Source organism: Pseudarthrobacter cellobiosi, from assembly GCF_023913815.1.
Lineage (GTDB): Bacteria > Actinomycetota > Actinomycetes > Actinomycetales > Micrococcaceae > Arthrobacter > Arthrobacter cellobiosi.
The window spans coordinates 62,137-80,328 of the sequence record NZ_JAMXBK010000026.1; the positions used below are offsets into that span (position 1 = coordinate 62,137).

The 18,192-nt window shown below is 65.6% G+C and carries 17 protein-coding genes; 6 read left to right on the forward strand and 11 right to left on the reverse strand.

Annotated features, from left to right (window positions below):
* Nucleotides 1-45: 45 nt before the first annotated feature.
* Both NG701_RS14045 and NG701_RS14050 read left to right on the forward strand, forming a co-directional pair.
* Complete coding sequence (locus tag NG701_RS14045; RefSeq protein WP_252568424.1) at nucleotides 46-645, forward strand: NAD(P)-dependent alcohol dehydrogenase; 600 nt, start codon at nucleotides 46-48, stop codon at nucleotides 643-645.
* Nucleotides 642-1,070, forward strand: a complete 429-nt coding sequence (locus NG701_RS14050) for a zinc-binding dehydrogenase (protein WP_252568425.1) — start codon at nucleotides 642-644, stop codon at nucleotides 1,068-1,070. The genes NG701_RS14045 and NG701_RS14050 overlap by 4 nt, the downstream gene beginning before the upstream one ends.
* 15 nt (nucleotides 1,071-1,085) lie before the next feature.
* Here NG701_RS14050 and NG701_RS14055 read toward each other — a convergent pair whose 3' ends face one another.
* Nucleotides 1,086-1,325, reverse strand: coding sequence for a hypothetical protein (locus tag NG701_RS14055; RefSeq protein WP_252568426.1), 240 nt, complete (start codon nucleotides 1,323-1,325; stop codon nucleotides 1,086-1,088).
* A gap of 276 nt (nucleotides 1,326-1,601) precedes the next feature.
* Entirely contained in the window at nucleotides 1,602-3,089 is a 1,488-nt protein-coding gene (locus tag NG701_RS14060) for an HNH endonuclease signature motif containing protein (protein ID WP_252568427.1), read from the reverse strand.
* Between the two features lie 294 nt (nucleotides 3,090-3,383).
* Here NG701_RS14060 and NG701_RS14065 point away from each other — a divergent pair, with 294 nt between their 5' ends.
* The 3 genes from NG701_RS14065 to NG701_RS14075 all read left to right on the forward strand — a co-directional run bounded on the left by NG701_RS14065 (nucleotide 3,384) and on the right by NG701_RS14075 (nucleotide 5,868).
* Nucleotides 3,384-3,884 (forward strand): hypothetical protein, encoded by a 501-nt coding sequence (locus NG701_RS14065; RefSeq protein WP_252568428.1) that lies wholly within the window; start codon nucleotides 3,384-3,386, stop codon nucleotides 3,882-3,884.
* A 552-nt stretch (nucleotides 3,885-4,436) separates the two neighbouring features.
* Nucleotides 4,437-4,640, forward strand: coding sequence for a hypothetical protein (locus NG701_RS14070; RefSeq protein ID WP_252568429.1), 204 nt, complete (start codon nucleotides 4,437-4,439; stop codon nucleotides 4,638-4,640).
* A complete protein-coding gene (locus tag NG701_RS14075) occupies nucleotides 4,633-5,868 on the forward strand; it encodes an NYN domain-containing protein (RefSeq protein WP_252568430.1) in 1,236 nt (411 codons plus the stop codon). The genes NG701_RS14070 and NG701_RS14075 overlap by 8 nt, the downstream gene beginning before the upstream one ends.
* Nucleotides 5,869-5,884: 16 nt before the next feature.
* Here NG701_RS14075 and NG701_RS14080 read toward each other — a convergent pair whose 3' ends face one another.
* The 7 genes from NG701_RS14080 to NG701_RS14110 all read right to left on the reverse strand — a co-directional run bounded on the left by NG701_RS14080 (nucleotide 5,885) and on the right by NG701_RS14110 (nucleotide 14,608).
* Nucleotides 5,885-6,922 (reverse strand): amidohydrolase family protein, encoded by a 1,038-nt coding sequence (locus tag NG701_RS14080; RefSeq protein ID WP_252568431.1) that lies wholly within the window; start codon nucleotides 6,920-6,922, stop codon nucleotides 5,885-5,887.
* 11 nt (nucleotides 6,923-6,933) lie between these two features.
* Nucleotides 6,934-7,860 carry a carbohydrate kinase family protein gene (locus NG701_RS14085; protein WP_252568432.1) on the reverse strand — a complete coding sequence of 309 codons (927 nt, stop codon included), beginning with the start codon at nucleotides 7,858-7,860 and terminating at the stop codon, nucleotides 6,934-6,936.
* Nucleotides 7,857-9,371, reverse strand: coding sequence for a lyase family protein (locus NG701_RS14090; protein WP_252568433.1), 1,515 nt, complete (start codon nucleotides 9,369-9,371; stop codon nucleotides 7,857-7,859). The genes NG701_RS14085 and NG701_RS14090 overlap by 4 nt, the downstream gene beginning before the upstream one ends.
* A 21-nt stretch (nucleotides 9,372-9,392) precedes the next feature.
* Nucleotides 9,393-11,159: an ABC transporter permease gene (locus tag NG701_RS14095; protein ID WP_252568434.1), complete on the reverse strand. Its 1,767-nt coding sequence runs from the start codon at nucleotides 11,157-11,159 to the stop codon at nucleotides 9,393-9,395.
* Complete coding sequence (locus tag NG701_RS14100; RefSeq protein ID WP_252568435.1) at nucleotides 11,141-12,238, reverse strand: ABC transporter ATP-binding protein; 1,098 nt, start codon at nucleotides 12,236-12,238, stop codon at nucleotides 11,141-11,143. Before NG701_RS14100 ends, NG701_RS14095 begins: the two co-directional genes overlap by 19 nt.
* 83 nt (nucleotides 12,239-12,321) lie before the next feature.
* Complete coding sequence (locus NG701_RS14105; RefSeq protein WP_252568436.1) at nucleotides 12,322-13,398, reverse strand: extracellular solute-binding protein; 1,077 nt, start codon at nucleotides 13,396-13,398, stop codon at nucleotides 12,322-12,324.
* A 55-nt stretch (nucleotides 13,399-13,453) separates the two neighbouring features.
* Nucleotides 13,454-14,608: an ROK family transcriptional regulator gene (locus tag NG701_RS14110; protein WP_252568437.1), complete on the reverse strand. Its 1,155-nt coding sequence runs from the start codon at nucleotides 14,606-14,608 to the stop codon at nucleotides 13,454-13,456.
* A gap of 230 nt (nucleotides 14,609-14,838) precedes the next feature.
* Here NG701_RS14110 and NG701_RS14115 point away from each other — a divergent pair, with 230 nt between their 5' ends.
* Nucleotides 14,839-16,275 (forward strand): MFS transporter, encoded by a 1,437-nt coding sequence (locus tag NG701_RS14115; protein WP_252568438.1) that lies wholly within the window; start codon nucleotides 14,839-14,841, stop codon nucleotides 16,273-16,275.
* A gap of 141 nt (nucleotides 16,276-16,416) precedes the next feature.
* Here the strand turns inward: NG701_RS14115 and NG701_RS14120 are convergent, their stop codons facing one another.
* A complete protein-coding gene (locus tag NG701_RS14120; protein WP_252568439.1) occupies nucleotides 16,417-17,085 on the reverse strand; it encodes a GntR family transcriptional regulator in 669 nt (222 codons plus the stop codon).
* A gap of 35 nt (nucleotides 17,086-17,120) precedes the next feature.
* Nucleotides 17,121-18,107: an ornithine cyclodeaminase family protein gene (locus tag NG701_RS14125; protein WP_252568440.1), complete on the reverse strand. Its 987-nt coding sequence runs from the start codon at nucleotides 18,105-18,107 to the stop codon at nucleotides 17,121-17,123.
* Nucleotides 18,108-18,192 lie beyond the last annotated feature (85 nt).

The following is an 18,192-nucleotide window of genomic DNA, read 5'->3' on the forward strand; positions in this document are numbered from 1 at the left end:
ATAGGTGTACGTAGTACACCTCATGGAAAATCGAGGAGCCAAACCATGAACCCAAGCCAGCCGGCGGTAGCTGCAGCCGCGGGAGCACGGACCATGAAAGCCGCGACCAACCGCCGGTTCGGCGGGCCGGATGTGGTCCGCGTCGAGGAGATCGCACAGCCCGCTCCGCGCGCCGGAGAGGTGCTCATCAGAGTCATGGCCAGCACGGTCAGCGTCGCCGACCACCGCGTCCGCAGCCGCAATGTCCCCAAGGGACTCGGGGCTCTCACGGCCCTGACCCTCGGCCTCTTCCGCCCGCGGACCCGTGTCCTCGGCATGGACGTGGCCGGGGTGGTGGAGTCCATCAGCCCGGGCGTGACCGCCTTCCGGGCTGGCGATGAGGTTATTGCGATGCTCGGCGCAGGGTTCGGCGGCCACGCGGAGTACGTGTCCGTTCCGGCGAATGGGCCCATCGCCGCCAAGCCGCGGAACATGGGCTTTGAGGAGGCCGTCACGCTGCTCTTCGGCGGACTCACGGCGAAAACGTTCCTGGGAATGGCGGCTATCAAGACCGGCGACACGGTTCTTATCAACGGCGCCTCCGGAGCTGTGGGAACGGCCGCCATCCAGCTGGCCAAGCACCTCGGCGCCACGTCACCGCTGTGAGCAGCGGGGCCAACAGGGAACTGGTGGAATCACTCGGCGCGGACGGCTTCATCGACTACACCGCAGCGGATTTCACCGCAGACGGCACAACGTACGACGTCGTCATGGACTGCGTGGGGAACGCCCCGTTCGCGAGGGTACAAAGGAGCATCGCGCCGGGAGGTGCCCTGCTCCTGGTCATCGCCGACCTCAAAGGCATGCTCGGCGCGCGAGGACAGAGCCGCCGAAGCGGCAAGCTGGTCACTTTTGGCGGCCTCAAGCTCACCTACACCGCCGACGACGTCGCTCACCTCGTGGGCCTCGCGGAGAAAGGCAAGTATCAGGCAGTCATCGACAGGACCTACAACCTCGCCGACGTCGTCGAGGCCCACCGCTTCGTGGACACCGGACGCAAGCGGGGCAATGTGGTCCTGCGCTTCCTTTAAGCAGCGTGCCCCGGATCATTTCTCCGCTGGGGATCCTTCGCCCCCACTATCCACCGGACCGGCCCCTTCGGACTCAGGCACCACATCGGGGTGCGGATCGTCCTTGTGGCTGGCTTCCTGGAGGTGGTGCTCCAGTTTCTCCTCCGCCTCTCGGCGGCGTTGACCTACGGTCCGCATTTGTTGGGTTGTCGGAGCGGCGTGGGCGTGCTGGTATGGGCCGTGATCCTGCGGGCCGTCAGGGATCTTCTCAGTCATACTGAAATCGTCCCACCGTGCGTCAGTGTCGGGAAGACGCCACGGACGACGGCGGGAGGTCCCGCCGTCGTCCGCTCGTCTCTGGTGCGCGGCGGGGTTGCCGGGCGCCAAGGTTGCCGGGTGCGCGGGGGTTCCGGACTCCAGGATTGCCGGGCGCCCGGGTTGCGATCACCGGCGGCGGAAACCCTGAGGCAGGCTGGGGCGTGAATTGTGCACGGTTCACGGGCACAAGCACAGGCACAGGCACAGGCACAGGGAGACTGCCTTGGGCGCGCATCAACCGGTGGAGTGGAGGAACCGTTCCACGCCGTTCTCTCCAAGAGACAGTCCGATGTGAACAAAATCCCGATCGCCGCAACCTTCGCGCGGCGTGGGGAGCCAATGCCCGTTCGTGCGCGCTTCCGGTTTTGGTTCTCTTGGCCAGTGTGGAGGTTCCCAATCCTGGTGTTCGCTCTTGTAGTGCCGGCCCGTGGGCGATATCCAGCCGGGTGGTTCGTTCTTGCTCGCCGCTGTGGGTCTCCAGGTGCTGGTGTGTCTCAGGCGGTGATGTTTGGGGCAGGGCTGTCCCAAATTCGATACACCGGTAGTTCCGCCCTTATGCCAGGCGAGGATGTGGTCCGCTTCGTTGTCCAGGGAGTGGTTGGAACAGCCCGGGAACGGGCACTTACCGTCGCGCAGCCGGAGCCAGTTCCGCATGGCCTTGGTGAGACGGTAGTTGGCTCGACCGATCTCCAGGGGCGCCCCGTCCCGCGGGTCAACCAGGACGCGGTAGAACGAATCGGCCCCGTTCGACACGAGATCTCTTGCCATCGACGCGGGGATCGGACCGTAGCCGTCAAGCATCGCAGGCTCCTCGGTAGCGCCGAGCAGTGAAAACACAGGGACCGTCACCAAAACGTGGGCCCGAGGCGGCGGAAGCTGCCCGGGATCATGTTCTGCCGGATTCCCGCTGCTGAGAAGGGCGGCGGCGAGGACGTCGGCCCGGAGTTGGGTGAGGGTCAGGGGCTCGTCTGGGCCCTGCAGACCGCGGGCGACGGCAGTGGTCCGGTTCCAGATTGCTGCGGCCTGGTCGGCGGGAAGGTATGCAGAGAGCCAGGCCATCCCGTCCTGGTCCGGGGCGTACTCCACCCGGCGGTCCAGGACACCCTTTGCGTGGCGCTTCTCGATACTCTCGGTGTGGTGGCGCTCGCGCCAGATGCGTGCCCTGTGACGGAACCGGGACGCCGGCATCTCCCCTGCGGGACAACCGCCGGCCGGGTTCGGCGCATCCGGGTCCAAAAAGTGGGCTTCCAGGGCCGCGGCACCGTCCGGGTCGAGGGTTGCGACTTCGTCCACCATGGCCCGCGCGTGCTGCCACGAAATGGTGCCAGATTGCAGAGCGGACAGGGTCAGCGGCAGGGCAGCCGTCAGCATATGAGACTGCTTCAGCAGGGCCCCCGAAGCACGGTCACCGATGTTCAGTACGCAGGCGACCTCCGCGGTCACCGCCATCTCCTGTGCCCGAACAGGTGCATCGGGCGAAGCGAAGGCTTGGGCGGCGTCCGAATATTTCACTGCAGCCCGGGCCTTCAGTCCCGCCACCCGCGCCTCCACTCCCGCGGCGCCGGAGAGGATGTCCAGGCACGTATCACCCATGCCAGGCAAAGGATCAGCCTCCGATGACGCTTCAGAACCAGACTCGTCATCCCCGTCCAGTGCGGAATTCAGCACATCAATGGCGGCAAAGATGTCCTCATATGCGTTCGCCACCGCCGCGTTTCCCATAACTCCATCATCTAGTGGGGGTCTGACATTTAACGGAGAAGGATGTCGGGTAGGTGGCCAAACAGGATCGTGTCCTTGGCGAGACCGATGCAACCACCCCGGATCATTTCTCGGCTGGGGTGGCCATCCTCCCCCGCGGTCCGCCGGACCCGCCTCCTTGGACGGAGACACCGTGTCGTATCGGGATGGCGCCACGGACGACGGAGGGAGGCCCCGCCGTCGTCCGCTTTCGCCCGTACCGCTGATCTAAGGCGCCGACCAGCCGCCTTCGCGGGCACGTGAAAGTATTCAGGTATGACTATCGACAATGATGATGCCAACCTTCCGGCGCCAACGGACTCACCCGGCACAGATGCCCCGACCGATATCAGCCGTGGCTGGGACCACATCGGGGCCATCATTGTGGATGCCACGCTTCAGCGCCGCCAGAACTACAACGAAACCGTCAAGCCGCGCGTCGAAGCCCTCGTCGCGGAATGGCCGGATGCCGCTACCACGAGTGGATTCCGCGAGCACCTCGATTCGGGGACGCTCTCGGAAGTCATCGACTGGCCGTCGCCCGGCCGCCTGGCCCAGGTAGAGGACATCACGCAAGTATTCGAGCGTGAGGGCATCGAAACGGTAGCGGAACTCCGTGGCACGCTCGAGGACCACGCCAAAGGTGCCGCTCTCCGGGCAGCCCTTGCGCTCGTGCGGCATGTCAGTCCCAAAACGCTGGACTACATTGGCACGCTGAGCGGGATCCCAACAGGCGCGGCCGACGTACCGCCTGCCGGCGTGCAGGAACTGCCCTAGCGGCACATCGCTTCGTAATCTGCAGGTCAGGCAGTGTTTTCAGGGCTGTCTGGCCGAAGCCTGAGGGCAACCCATAAACCGCAGCGCCGGCAAATGTAGGCGGGTTCGGTTCCGAGTGCATGAAGCTTCTTGCGACTCATCGCCCTGCCGCAGCAGGAGCATCTGCAGGTCCCTTCGGAGTCCATTGTTTTTGAGCGCTTCGGTTATTTGGCTGGTCGTCGGAAGGCCTGCCAGCCCGCTTGGAGTCGCGTATATCCGGCAGGCCAGGTCGTCTGCAGTGGCACCGGTCGGAAAAATGTCGGACCCATTGAGGGTGATCGTGGGGGAACCCGCGAATCCAGTGCCCACTGTATCGGTCGCGGACTCCAGGAGTCGTATGGTCACTGGAATATCGCTGTGTCCCAAGGCGGTCAGGGCTGATTCCAGACGCTCCTGCGCCTTGGCAAGGTTGGGGCACTCGTCGATGTGGAGCAATTCGATCCTCATAGAATCATTCTCCACCCCCAGCATCAGCCTCCGGGACTCAACGGCGGTGACTCTGCCAACAGCTACGTGAGCGAAATTTACGACAACCTCAAGTACATTTTGTTGCTTCATCAACTTCGCTCCTCGCTGCGCTACGGTAAGCATCACCATAAATTTTTCAAGGGGGAAAAATCACTTCGGCATGGACAGGGCATCGACAAGCTCCTGGCGCGGCGCAGCCAGAACGGTCGCCAGTCCGCGACGTTACTGGCACACTGGGCCAATGAATGAGGCGCTCCCACCGTCCCGCAGGCCAGGCATCAGAGCTGCGATGTTTGTTGATTTCGACAACGTCTTCACCGGCCTGCAGGCACTGGATCCTGTCGCGGCGAAGCGCTTTGCCGAGGACCCTAAGCACTGGGCTGACGCGTTGTCAGCCGGCGGTTCCGGAGAGGACGCCCGCAGGTTCCTGATCCGCAACTGCTACCTGAACCCGGTGGTGTATTCGAAGTACCGGACCTACTGGACCCGCGCCGGCTTCCGCGTGATCGACTGCCCGTCGCTGACGCAGCGCGGCAAGAGCAGCACGGACATCAATCTGGTGCTTGACGCCATGGACGCGCTGTCCGGGAACGTTGGCATCGAAGAGTTCTTCATCGCCTCGGCCGATGCCGATTTCACGTCCCTGATCCAGCGGTTCCGGGCTGCTGACCGGATGACCACAGTCATCGCAGCCGGCGCCGTGGCCTTCGCGTACCGCGAGATGGCGGACCACGTGGTGGAATCCCACGACTTCGTCGCCATCCTCAACGGCTCAACAGTCGAGCCGGTTCATGCGGTGGCGTCCGGGAAGGAACAGCACGTTCCAGCCGCCGCGAAAGCGAAGAAAAAGGCGGCGTCACCCGCCATCCGTGAGGTCCTCGAGTTTGTCCGCGCCGCTCCCGGACCGGTAAACGGCGCGATGGTGGCCCACCGGGCGCTCACGGCAGAGCCATCCCTGAAGACGGACTGGGGCGGCTGGGGAAAGTTTGGGACGTGGGTGTCCCAGATCGGCCAGGGCGTCGAATATGCCCCGGCACAAGGTGGCTGGGTCTGGGACGCGAAGCGCTTCTCGAGCGAGGACCTACCTGCGCCCGCGGACCTGCAGCCCGGCATCGAGGAGCAGGTCATCAGGGTCACGGATGTGCCGGCACTTTCTGCAGCCCAGTTCCGCCAGATGTTCCAGGCCATGGCAGCCAGGCTCCGCGAGCATCCGCTCAACCGCACCGAACTGTCCCGGATGGTGAGGGACGACTGCGTCAACGCGGACCAGCCGGTCTCCCGCAACGCCGTGAGCTTTGTCCTTCAAGGCCTGGCCTACGTCAATTTCCCGCTCACCGACGAGGCGACGGCGGAAGGCCTCGCGGCAGCCTGGACGGCGAATGTGGAAGAACTCTGCCGCGTGGCTCTGCTGGAGTTCGACGCCGCAGAGAAGCTCGCCGTACGGCGCTGGGCCAGCGGAGGACTCCTGGACGCCTGAACAACCGCTTGCGTTATCAGGGCCCGGCTGACGCGGGCCGCCAGCCGTCCAGCTTGAGGAGCCGCGCGGAATTTTCGCCGAAGATCTGCTGAAGCCCGGCGGCGGGCATTCCCATTTCCCAACAGATCCTGAGCTGGTCCACGAGGTACCGCCGCGCGAAACCGCGCGGGAACCACGACGAGTCCGAGCCGAAGATGATGCGTTCGGATCCCATGGTTTCGTAGAAACGGCGGAAGAGGTCCTCCAGGGTCAGCCGATGCGCCATGTATCTGACCCATTGGTTGGAACCGGAAGTATCCACCACCACGTTGGGGCAGGCCCACATCAGGAAGAGCACCTCCTGGACGTGCTGGATTCCGAAGTGCGGGATCACGAAGGTGACTTCCGGGTACCTCTTGGCAGCGCGTTCGAGACTGGCGGGGTTGCTGTACGCATTCTGCGCGATGCCGCCGGCCGATCCGCAGTGGCCGAAGTGGATCAGAACGGGGACGTTGCGGCGGGACGCGACGTCCCACACGGGGTCTGCCGCCGGATCGTCCATCCGCGACGAAGCAAGGGGCGCGAACAGTTTCAGCCCGCGGAGTCCCCGGGCCGCTGCGTTTTCGAACTCCCGGGCAGCTCCCGGCGCGAACGGGTCCGCCATTGCGGCCATGCCCAGGAACGTTCCGGCGCCGCGGGCAACCAGGTCCACCATCGCATCGTTCCCGCCGGCGGTCACGAAGGAGGCGTACTCGATCCCGTTGTCGTCCAGCTCCCTGGTCCAGCGGTCAGCTTCCGCCTCCCAGCCGGCATCCGCCGACAACGGTTCGGGGTCGGGGAAGTCCCAGCTCCGGCGCCACTGGGCAGAGGTCCTGGCGACGGCTGCGGACCGGACGGCCTGACCGGCGTCGTATTCCTCGCAGCCGTTTCTCGCGTCGGCGCCGCCGCCCGGCCCGAACTGGCCGCCTGCCAGGGAGTGGGTCAAGGGGTCGTGGGGCATCCGGAAATGCAAGTGGAAGTCGATGATGGAAAGCCCCTGGACGGTGGGGCGGCCATTAATGATGTCCGTTTGCACTATTTTTCCCCTCAGCTCAGTGTCGCGGTTGGAAGTACGACGGCGGCCCGGCGTTCCGGTGCGGTGGCCACCATTTCGGTGGCGTAGCGCACTCCGGATGCCAGGGCGTCCGGCCAGACTGCGCCGCGTGCCGCTGACACGAGAAATGCTGCGTTGAACCCGTCCCCCGCCCCCGTTGAATCGACCACTTTAACGTGTGCCGCCGGCTGGGCGGACCATCCCCCGTCAGGGGAGGCAAGGCCAGCGCCGCGAGCGCCCATCTTGACCGCAACGAGCGTATTCGTGGTCACGGACAACCGGCGGGCGGCTCGCTCGGTGTTCCCGTCATCCATCAGGCCGTGCAGTTCGTCGTCGTTGGGCAGGAAGATATCCACCAAGGCAAGGACGCTGAGCACTTCCTGCCGCGTGGCCGGGGTCCATCCCTCCGGTGGCCAGCCGGTGTCCAACACCGTCCGGGCGCCCGACAGTCCGGCCCGTCCGAACAGATCCGCCGACGCGGGGCCGCACATCCCGGGCAACAGGAAGTAGCCGGCCAGTGCGACGTACCCGCTGGAAAGCATGTCTTCCGTAATGTCGTCAGGAGTCATCGACGCCATGGCGCCCAGGGAGGAAATGAAGGCACGGTCGCGCCCCGGAGCCTCCACGGCAACGGTGATGCCGCTGGGTTCACCCGGGGTCCGAAGCAGCCACGCCTGGAGCGACGGCAGCCGGAGTTCCGCTTCCAGGACCATCACCGACGTGTCGTCGCCAACGCGGCTGACCAGCGTGGTGGGGAAGTCCAGGCCGGCGCACCGGACAGCGAAGTTGCCCGCCGAGCCGCCCAGCCGGAGGGAGACCGAGGACACCACGCGCTCGGTTCCCGGCTCGGGCAGGTCCCGGGTGTCGGCCACCACGACATCGATATTCGTGTTCCCGATGATCGTGATTCCATCAGTCACCAATGGCCTCTTCCGGCATCCGCGGCGGCTGCCATCAGCCGTCCCCTGGCCGAGTCAATCAGGCTCCGCCTGCGTTGGACCTCACAGCCGAAAGCGTCTGCGCGCTGCTGTGACTCTGCGGCGTTGCGGCGCACGGCCTCACTGCCGGGACTTCCGTCCTGCGTCCGGGCAAGGATCAGTTCCGGTTGCTGTCCGGCGCTCAGCGTCGTGGCCACCAGCTCCTCTGCGGCGTCGATGCCGGCGTCCTCGAAGGCCTTCGCGACCCCGTCCGCGGTCCAGTCCGCCGGCGCGTCGGCGCGCACCAGGCTGCCGACGACGTCGTGGGCCGTCCGCCAGGGGATGCCACGCGCGGCGAGCGCCTCCGCAACGGCGGTGGTGGTGGCCCCGGAGGCGACGATTTCCGCACGGTCCGGCAACTGGAGCACCTTCAGGTCCAGCAGCAGCCCGTCCATCATCCGCATAAAACGGACCACGCGTTCCCCGGCGCGCCAGAGATGCTTTTGCACGTCCGTGGTGGCGTTGTTGGAGTCCTCGTACCAGGCGGAGCCGATGTTGGCGTAGGTGGCTGCCATGTCCGCCGCCGTGACGCCGGCCATGGACACCATGTGCTCGAGCACCACGGGGTTCTTCTTTTGCGGCATGATCGACGAACCCTGGGTGTAGGCCGTTGGCGTTTCCACCCATTTGAAGGTCATCCATTCGAGCAGCACCCGGGCGAAGCGGGCGCCGGTGGCGGTGATGCGGGCCTGGACGGCGGCCAGCCGCATGAAGTGCTCTGCTCCCGCCACGGCCTCGTAGCTGGAGGTGAAGCTGGAATCGAATCCGGTCAGCTCGCCCACCATCAGCGGGTCGATCGGCAGGTCGGTGCCGGTGAACGCCGCCGATCCCAGCGGGGACACATTCAGCTCGTCGTAGATGCTGAGCATTTCCTTTGCCTGGCTGAGCATCGCTTCGGAAAGACCGGCGAGGACGTGGCCTATCGTCGTCGGCTGCGCGGGGCGGCGGTGGGTGAACCCGATGATCAGGCTGTCCGCGTTCGCGGCGGCCTGCACGGCCGCGTCCTTGGCCGCCTGGACCACCAGGGCTGTCTGGTCCAGCAGTTGGCGGCGCAGGACCATCCGGAACACCCCGGCGTCGAGGTCGTTCCGGCTCCTGGCCAGCTGGACGTCGAGTTCGGAGGTGGGGATCCCGCACTCGGCGGCGAGTTGCTGCTCGAGGAAGTAGTACGGATCCTCAACGCTGCCATCGAAAACGTACGCCTGCTCGCCCGATTCGGTCCTGGCCCACAGGGTCAGCAACCCCTTCAGCAGGGCCTCCCCCCGGCCACGCGGCAGGATGCCCTGCCGGGTCAGCATCAGGACGTGGGCCAGGCTGGCTTCGACCATGCCCGGGTAGATGTGCGGTGCTGCTTCGTCGAACGCGTCCCGCAGGTGGTTGTCCCAGTAGATGCTGAGGTTTTCCTGGTCCTTGAGGTCGGGGCGCGGCATGGACGGATCGGTTGGGGTGTTCATTCGTATCTCCGGTTCCATGGATCAGGTGGGTGTGGGGGCCATAACGGGAGTGAGGGGCGCGCCGGCTGGCTGCCCGCCCAGTGCCTTCCTGTCGCGGCGGGGTGTCTCCAGCCGCTGGGCGATGACCAGCACAATGAGGATCAACGCCATCTGAAGCGTGCCGTAGGCCGCGGCCGTGCCGAACTCGTTGGAGTAGATGCGGTTGTAGATCTCCACGGACAGCGGCGCAAAGCGGGCCGGGTAGACCACCACGGACGCCACGTATTCGCCGAAGCCCTGGATAAACGCCATCAGCGCACCGGCCAGGATGCCGCGGGACATCAACGGCACCGTCACGGTCCGCAGGGCACGCCAGGGACCCGCGCCAAGGTTCCGTGCTGCTTCCTCGACGCTGGGATCGATCTGGGCCAGCGACGCGTTGGCTGAGCGGAACACCAGGGGCAGGAAGCGGACGAAATAGGCCACCGGGAGGATCCACAGGGATCCGATCAGGACCTGGCCGAGATTAAACGGGCCCGGGGTGGCGAAGGCCGTGACGATGTTGACGCCGATCACAGTGCCGGGGAGTGCCCACGGGAGCATCACCATCACATCGAGCAGGCCCCTGCCCGGGCCTTTCCAGCGGGTGACCACCCAGGCGGCGAGGACCCCGACCAGGATGCAGCCGATCATGGCCACGAAGGACATCTGGGCACTGACCAGGATGGGGCGCAGCGTGACGGGGTCCGTGAAGATCCGGGTGAAGTTGTCCAGGGTGTAGTCCGGCGGAAGGATCTGCGTGGTCCACGACCCGTCCACGGTGAAGGACAGCAGGGCGATCGTGGCCGGCGGCGCCATCAGGAACAGGACCAGCAGCAACGATCCGACGCCGGCAGCAGTGCGGGGCAGCACACCGTGCAGGACCTTCACGGCCTGGGGCGTTCCCTTGGAGGAACCGCGGTGGAGGCGCCGGTTTTCGTACCAGCGCATGGCCAGCAGGAAGAAGATTGACACGACGGAGAGGACCACGGCCTGGGCCGCGGCGACATCGTACGCGCCGCTGGTCCGTGAGGCGACGATCTGCATGGTCAGGGTCTGCACGTTGTAGAACTGGGGCGCGGTGAAGGATGCCATCGAGACCATAAAGGTCAGCAGCGTTCCGGAGACCAGTGCCGGGGTGAGCATGGGCAGGAGGACCGTGCGCCACATGCGGAAGCGGCTCGCGCCCAGGTTCAGCGCTGCCTCCTCCATTGAGGCATCAGATCCGGCCAGCGCCGAGGAGACGGCGAGATAGAAATAGGGGTACATGGTCATGGTGTGGACCAGGAGGACACCCCAAACGCCGTTGGCGGAGACCGCCGCGGCGTCGGCGCCGAAGTAGCGCTCCAGGAAGCGCGGAACAATGCCGCTTTCGGCGTACAGGAAGTAGAAGGACACGGCGCCGATCAGCGGAGGCAGCGCCATGGGCAGCAGCGCGAAGAGCCGCAGCACCCTGCGGCCCGGAAAATCAAAGCGCGACAGCAGAACGGCGAGCGCCGTCCCGAGTACACCAGTAGTCAGGACCGATCCCACCGAGATGCCCACCGAAAGTCCCAGCGCCGTGGCGGATGAGCCGTTGATGAATCCCTTGTAGGCGCTCCCCCCGCCCTCGGCGCTGGTGGTGGCCGTGACAAGCATCGGCACCACGATGTACACCAGGAGCACCAGAACCACCGGGGCGGCGAGGAAGTAGACGAACCGGTCCGACGACGTGAGGGAGGACCGTAACCGGATCTTCGGAACGGTGACCGTCACGGCTCCACCAGCCACACGCGGTCCTGGTGCGGTGCCATCGATACGAGGTCCCCGGGTTCGGCGCGGTCCACGGTGTCCGGCGCAGAAACAACGATCTGCTCGCCGTGCCAGTCGATTTCGTAGATATTGACGGCGCCGGTGAACTCCGCGGTAAGGACCCTCCCGCCGAGTTGGCCCTCCGTCTCCTTCCCCGGGCTGACGGTGAGGCCGATGGATTCCGGCCGGAGCGACACCGCGGCATGGTCCCCGGCGGAGACCCGGGCCGATATCGATCCCTCCACCCGGGGTGTCTTGAGAACGGTACCGTCGGCCAGGCTGACGCTGACGGAGCCGCCGTCGACGCCGCCGTCCAAACCCAGCACGGTACAGGGCAGCACGTTGGAGCGGCCGATGAATCTGGCGACGAAGGCCGTGGCGGGGCGGTTGTAGACCTCGCGGGGTGACCCGACCTGATGGAGCTCGCCTTCATTAAGCACCGCCACGCGGTCGCTCATCGCCATTGCCTCGGCCTGGTCATGGGTGACGTAGAGGCACGTGGTGCCTGCCGCCTTCTGCGTGGACCTGATTTCGGTACGCGTTTCCTCGCGCAGCTTCGCGTCCAGGTTGGAGAGCGGCTCGTCCAGCAGCAGGGCCGCCGGGCGGATCACCAGGGCCCGGGCCAAAGCCACGCGCTGCTGCTGCCCGCCGGAAAGCATGTCGATCCGGCGGTCGCCGAACTCCTGGAGTCCCACCTGGGCGAGTGCCTCGTCGATCCGCCTGTTCTTGTCCTGCTTGGGCACATTGCGCGCATTCAGGCCGTAGGCAACGTTTCCCCGGACGCTCATGTGCGGGAACAAGGCGTAGTTCTGGAAGACCATGCCGGTGTCCCGCTTGTTGGGTGCCGTGTTGGTGACGTCCTTGTCGCCGAAGTGGATGCTTCCGCTGGAAGGCTGGATGAATCCAGCCACCATCCGCAGGGTTGTTGACTTGCCGCAGCCGGAAGGACCCAGCAGGGTGAAGAACTCGCCGTCGTCAATGGTGACCGTGAGGTTGGATACCGCCGGTTTGGCCCCCGGGTACTGCTTGCTGATGGCGTTGAGGAAGACGCGTGTCATGGTTGCTCCACAGGGGTGGTAGTTGTGTGCTGGCCGGGCGTCGTGTCCGGCGGGGCAGCCGGTGGCCGCCCCGCCGTGCGGTGCTATTTGTTGCCTTGGCCCTTGATGTTGGCGGCCCAGTAAGCGCTCCATTCTGGCTCGCTCTTGTTGACTCGTTCCCAGTTGACCTTCATTTCCTTTAGGTCCAGGTCAGCCAGCCAGGCCGGTTCCTTGGGCAGTGAGATCGTCGGGATCTGGAAGTACGTTTCCGACAGCTTGGTCTGTTCCTCCTTGCTCATGAGGAAGGACAGGAAGGCGTCCGCTCCGGCAGGAGACGGGCCATCCTTGATCTTTGCCACACCGTCAATCAGCATCGGCGCCCCGGAGGCCGGTACGACCGGCGTGAAAGGTGCCTTCTGGTTCTGGATCTGCAGCATGACATCCTGCAGGTTCCAGGCAGTCACTGCAGCTTCCTGGCGTGTGATCCTCAGGTAGAGGTCCGTCGGGTTGGCGGCGTAGACCTTGGTGTTGGCATCGAGTTTCTTGAGCCACTCGTAGCCTGCGTCGGGGCTGCCCGCGGCGTCGAATTGGCGGTCAATCATCGCCGCATAAATGCTGCGCATGGTGCCGGATGCCAGGACGTCGCGGATGGCGATCTTGTCCTTCATCGCGGGGCTGATGAGGTCATCCCAGTCCTTGGGAGCCTGGTCGGCGGTGAGCATGTCCTTGTTGTAGAAGATGACCTCGGCCAGCTTCATCTCACCCACCCAGAGTCCGTCAGCGTCGCGCTGTTCGGCGGGGACGGCGTCGATAACGTCCTTCGGCGCAGGAGACAGGACCTGCCCGGCAGCGGCCTGCTGCATCTGCTGCTGAGTGCCGCCCCACCAGATGTCGCCCTGCGGGTTGGACTTTTCGGCTTTGACGCGTTCCAGGGCCTCCTGGGCGCCAAGTGTCAGCAGTTGGACTTTGCCCTTGTACTTCGGATTGGCCTTTTCGAAATCTGCCACCACTTCGGTAGCGAGGGCTTTGTCCCGTGCCGTGTAAATCGTCAGGGTCCCGGTGTCCTCGGCACCGGCCGACGTTCCGGAGGGCTTGGGAGAGTCGAGTCCGCAGGCAGACATTCCAAGCGTGAGTGCGAGGCCGCCAGCTAGCAGCGCGAATCGCAATGGACGTGACGTCATTGGTTTCTCCTAATAATTTTGTCTGGCTGATGGGTGGAAAGGAATCGTGGTTCGTTCATCCGGCGACCTCGGTGAAGAGGGTCGCGGGGCTCCTCACCACTTTGGCAATGGCGCCATGCAGGATTGCCTCATGTCCCAGCTCGGCGAAGACCACTTCGGTCAGGGACGGCGCTGACCTCTGGACCGTGCCGCGGAGCCTTTCCCGCGCATCGCGGGTCAGGAGGACGGCATCGCCGGAGAAGATCACGCGTGCGGGGTTGACCACGCAAACGCAGATGATGGCTGCGAAGGCCCAGGCCTGAATGACATCCTCGAGGAGCCCAACAGCCGCCGGCGAATCGGCGCTGCAGAGGGATTCAACCACCGTTTCCTCAGCGAGCGACAGACCGAGCAGCGCGCCGGACTCGCGGATGCCGGCGGCGGTCCAGCGCCGTTCGTAGTCTCCGCGTTCCCCGCGCGGGCTGGCCGCCAAACCCTGCGGAAGGAAGCCGATTTCGCCTGCGGAACGGCTTGATCCCTCCAGGACCTCTCCGCCGGCGATGATCGTCGCCCCGATGCCTTCGGCAACATGGATCAGGACCAGGTCCTCCACGCCGTTGCCCGCGCCGTCCACCCGCTCCCCCAAGGCGATGAGGTTTACGTCATTTTCCACCGTGGTGCGGAGCCCTGTTGTGGCTTCGAGTTCGTCCACGAGGCGGAGGTGGGCAACGGGTCCGAACGCGGGCGCCAGTGCCACGGACCCGTCGGAGGCGACGACGCCGGGCAGTGCCACCACCACGTGCACGGGCGGAATCACCGCCCGGCGGTGGAGTGACATCACCGTGGTTGCCGTGCTGCCCACCGGGTCCGCGGGATCGAAATCCTGTTCAGCAGCATCCAGGCGGTTGCCGTCCAGGTCCACCAGGGCGCACCAGATCCGGGCGCCCCGGAGACCGACGACGGCGATGGTCACCGAGGAGCGGTTGAGCTCGATCAAGGTCCGCCGCCGGCCGCCGGTCGATTCCTGTTGCCCCACGACCCGCAGGTAGCCGGCGTCGCTGAGGTCCTGCACAATGCCCGTGACCGTGGAGGGGCTGTATCCGGTCCGGTGCGCCAGGTCTGTCCGGGCCAGGGGGCCTGCCTCCAACAGGGTGCTGAAGATGGCGCTGACCCGGATTCTGCGCAGTGCATCCCTCCCCGTCGGGGCGCTGCGCTGTGATCCAGGTAACATACTTACTTTATACGGCGAATAAAGTAAGAGCGCAAGGGTGCCGGGGCGGACGACGGCGGGACCTTCCGCCGTCGTCCGTTTCAGTTAAAAGGTGTCGGCGAGGTGGCTGCCGACGGCCAGGGTTGGGTCCGGGCGGGCGCCGGTTCCCGCGTGATCGACTGTCCGGCACTGGGCGAGAAACATCGCTGTGACCGTGTCCACGGCCGTCGGGTGTCACTAAACTGGGACGCATGACCGAGCACGAACCGGCCCCCGCCGGCGTCGCAGCGGCTCCAGGCCCGGCCGATGCCGACGCCATCGACACGTCGTTACGCACTTCGGCGCAGCGGTCCCGCACGTTCGCCGGAATCCTGGTGAACACCGCCCTCGCCAACGTCACCACCAGCTACCTGTGGTTCGCCCTGACGTTCTGGGTCTACCTGGAGACGCGAAACGTGATCGCCACCGGGGTGATCGGCGGCGCGTACATGCTGTTGATCGCCCTTTCCAGCATCAGCTTCGGCACCTTCGTGGACCGCTACCGCAAGCTGGCCGTGATGCGCTTCGCTGCCGGTTTCACGCTGGTGATGTTCGTCCTGTCCGGGGTTATGTTCCTGCTGACACCTGCCGCCAGCATGCTGGACCTGACACAGCCGTGGTTCTGGATCTTCGCCATGATCATCCTGATCGGTGCAGTGGTGGAAAACATGCGGAACATCGCCCTCTCCACCACGGTCACCATCCTTATCGAGCCTGATCGCCGGGCCAACGCCAACGGGCTGGTGGGCATGGTGCAGGGCCTGATGTTCCTCGTCACCTCCGTGCTCTCGGGGCTGTCGGTGGGACTGCTGGGCATGGGCTGGACGATCGTCGTCGCCCTGGTGCTCACGGCGCTGGCATTCGCGCACCTCCTCACGCTGCGCATACCCGAGGAGATGCGCATCGCAGCCACCGACGCGCACGGCGGATTCGACCTGCGCGGCTCCCTCGCCGCCGTGCTGGCCATTTCCGGACTATTTGCGCTGATCCTGTTCGCAACGTTCAACAACTTCAGCGCTGGCGTATATATGGCGTTGATTGATCCCTACGGCCTGGAGATGTTCCCCGTGGAGCTGTGGGGGACCTACTTTGCGCTCGGCGCCACCGGGTTAATCGTGGGCGGTGCGCTGATCGGCAAGTTCGGGCTCGGATCCAACCCGTTGCGCACCATGCTCATCGCGGTGATCCTGGTGGGGTTCCTCGGTGCGGTGTTCACGCTGCGGGAGTGGGCATGGCTGTTCGTCGCCGGCATCTGGCTGTACAAGGTCCTGATGCCCTTCGCGGAGGCCGCGGAGCAGACGGTCATCCAGCAGTTGGTGCCTCTGCCCCGGCAGGGCCGGGTCTTCGGATTCGCCATGGCGTTCGAGTCCGCGGCAGCGCCGATCACCGCGTTCCTCATTGCGCCGATCGCCCAAGTCTGGATCATCCCGTACGCCCGGTCCGCTGAGGGCGCCGCCCAGCTCGCCCCGCTGCTGGGCGAGGGCGTCTCCCGCGGCATCGCCCTGGTGTTCCTGGTGGCTGGGATCATCATGATCGCCGCCGCCTTGCTGGCCTTCCTGACGCCGGTCTACCGCGGGGTCTCGGCGTCGTACGCGCAGGCGGCTGCCGAAGCGCCGGAGACGGCGGCATCGCCCTCTCCGGATGAGTAAGGACGTACCTGCGGGTCGTACTCACTCCGGCACTGCAAAGTGTCAGAACGGACGACGGCGGCACCTCCCGCCGTCGTCCGCTTGCGTTAGGGGCCGTTCCCCACCACGCCAGGCACAAAGCAGCGTCAACTCCCGTGACGGTCAGCTTTCGGGGAGGCGTCCTGCCAGTCCTTGGAGCGACGGTTCACGGCCCAGCTCCACGTGTGCGAAGGCCAGCACCGCCGCCAGGTCCGCCTTGCCGTCATAAATGGCCTTGCACAGGCTCAGGTGCTCCGCGCACTGAACCTGGGGGTCTCGGTGCCCGGTCAAAGTGAAGAGCCACTGCATCCTGCCCAGCAGGGGCTTCATGGCGGACTCCAACAGCGAGTTGCCCCCCATCGCTACGATCTCTGCATGCAGGGCTGTGTTGCTGAGCGGTATCTGCGCATGGTCGTGGCGCAGGGTTGCTTCTTCTGCCTGGTCCATCATCTGCCGCAGCCGCGTCGACGACTGGCCTCCGGCGGCGGCCTGGGCGGCGAGGCGTGCGGCGAGGACTTCCAGGCTGAGCCGCACATCAAAGAGTTCGTTGACGTCGCGCAGGGTGATCTGCTTGACGGTGGCACCACGCCGTGGGGAGGCGTCAATGAAGCCTTCGGCCTCGAGCTGCTGGAGGGCTTCCCGGACGGGTACCCGGGAAACAGCCAGAGTCTGGGACAGCTCACGTTCCCTGAGCCGGGACCCCGGCGCGAAGTCACCGGAGATGATCAATTCCCGGATCCGCGCCCGGGCAGTGTCAGCCGAGGACGCGGGGGCTTCCGCTTGGACTGTCATTCATGCCTCCCGTTATTGCATACTTCCGCGCTTACTCAGTTATTCAGCTCCACGCGGGTGCCAACCCCCTGATGGAGCGCAGCGTCGTACAGGAGCCGCCCGATGGCAAGATCCTGCAGACCGATACCAACCGAGTTGAACAAGGTTACGTCCTCATCACCAAGGCGACCTGCTTTTGTCCCCGCCGCCACGTCACCAAGCTCGGCCACCACGTCCTCAAAGCTCATCACACCTTCGGCCACCGGGATGATCAGCCCGCCGGATTTGGCTCTGGCCGTGGCCAGGCTGTCCACGAAGACCCGCGCCCTCACCATGCCCGCTGAATCAATCTCCCGGTGGTCCGCCCGCGGGCGGGATCCGACGGCGTTCACGTGCAGTCCGGGCTTGAACCACTCGCCCTTAACCAAAGGCTCAACGGCCGGCGTGAGGGTGCACAGCACGTCAGCAGCCTCCACAACTTCCCGGACGCTGGCGGCCCGCGTGACGTTCAGGCCGCAATGGGAAATCTCGCCGCAGAAGGCGGCCACGGTGTCCGCGGAACGGGACCACACCACCACTTTTTCAATCGGGAGGACGGCCAGCATGGCTTCCACGTGTGCCACGGCAAGGGCGCCTGCACCGACCAGTCCCAGGGTGGTGCTGCCGGGCCTCGCGAGGAGCTTCGTCGCCACCGCGCTGGCGGCGGCAGTGCGGACCCGTGTGGGGACTTTGCCGTCCAGGATGGCCAGGGTTTCGCCGGTTAGCTGGGAGACAAGCATGATCGTGGACCGCTGCGTGGGCAGGCTGGATTCCCGGTTTGCCGGGATGTCCGCCAGTAATTTGACGGATGCCAGCTCCTCGGCGCCGGACAGCGCTGCCATCGGCAAGAACCTCGCGTCCGAGGACGGCAGGAGGAGGGAATCCGGCGCAGGCTGAACGGCGGTGCCTCGGCTGAGTCCGGCAAAGACGCGTTCGACGGCGGCGATGGTCCCGGGCATGTCGGCCAGGGTCTGGAGCTCGGAGGCTTTAAGAATCAAGGTCATGGGTGGCTTTCTGGATTGGGCGGGCGCGTTGCCCGGGCAGGAGGACGGTGGCAAGGGACAGCGTCGCGCTTATCCCTAACGACCG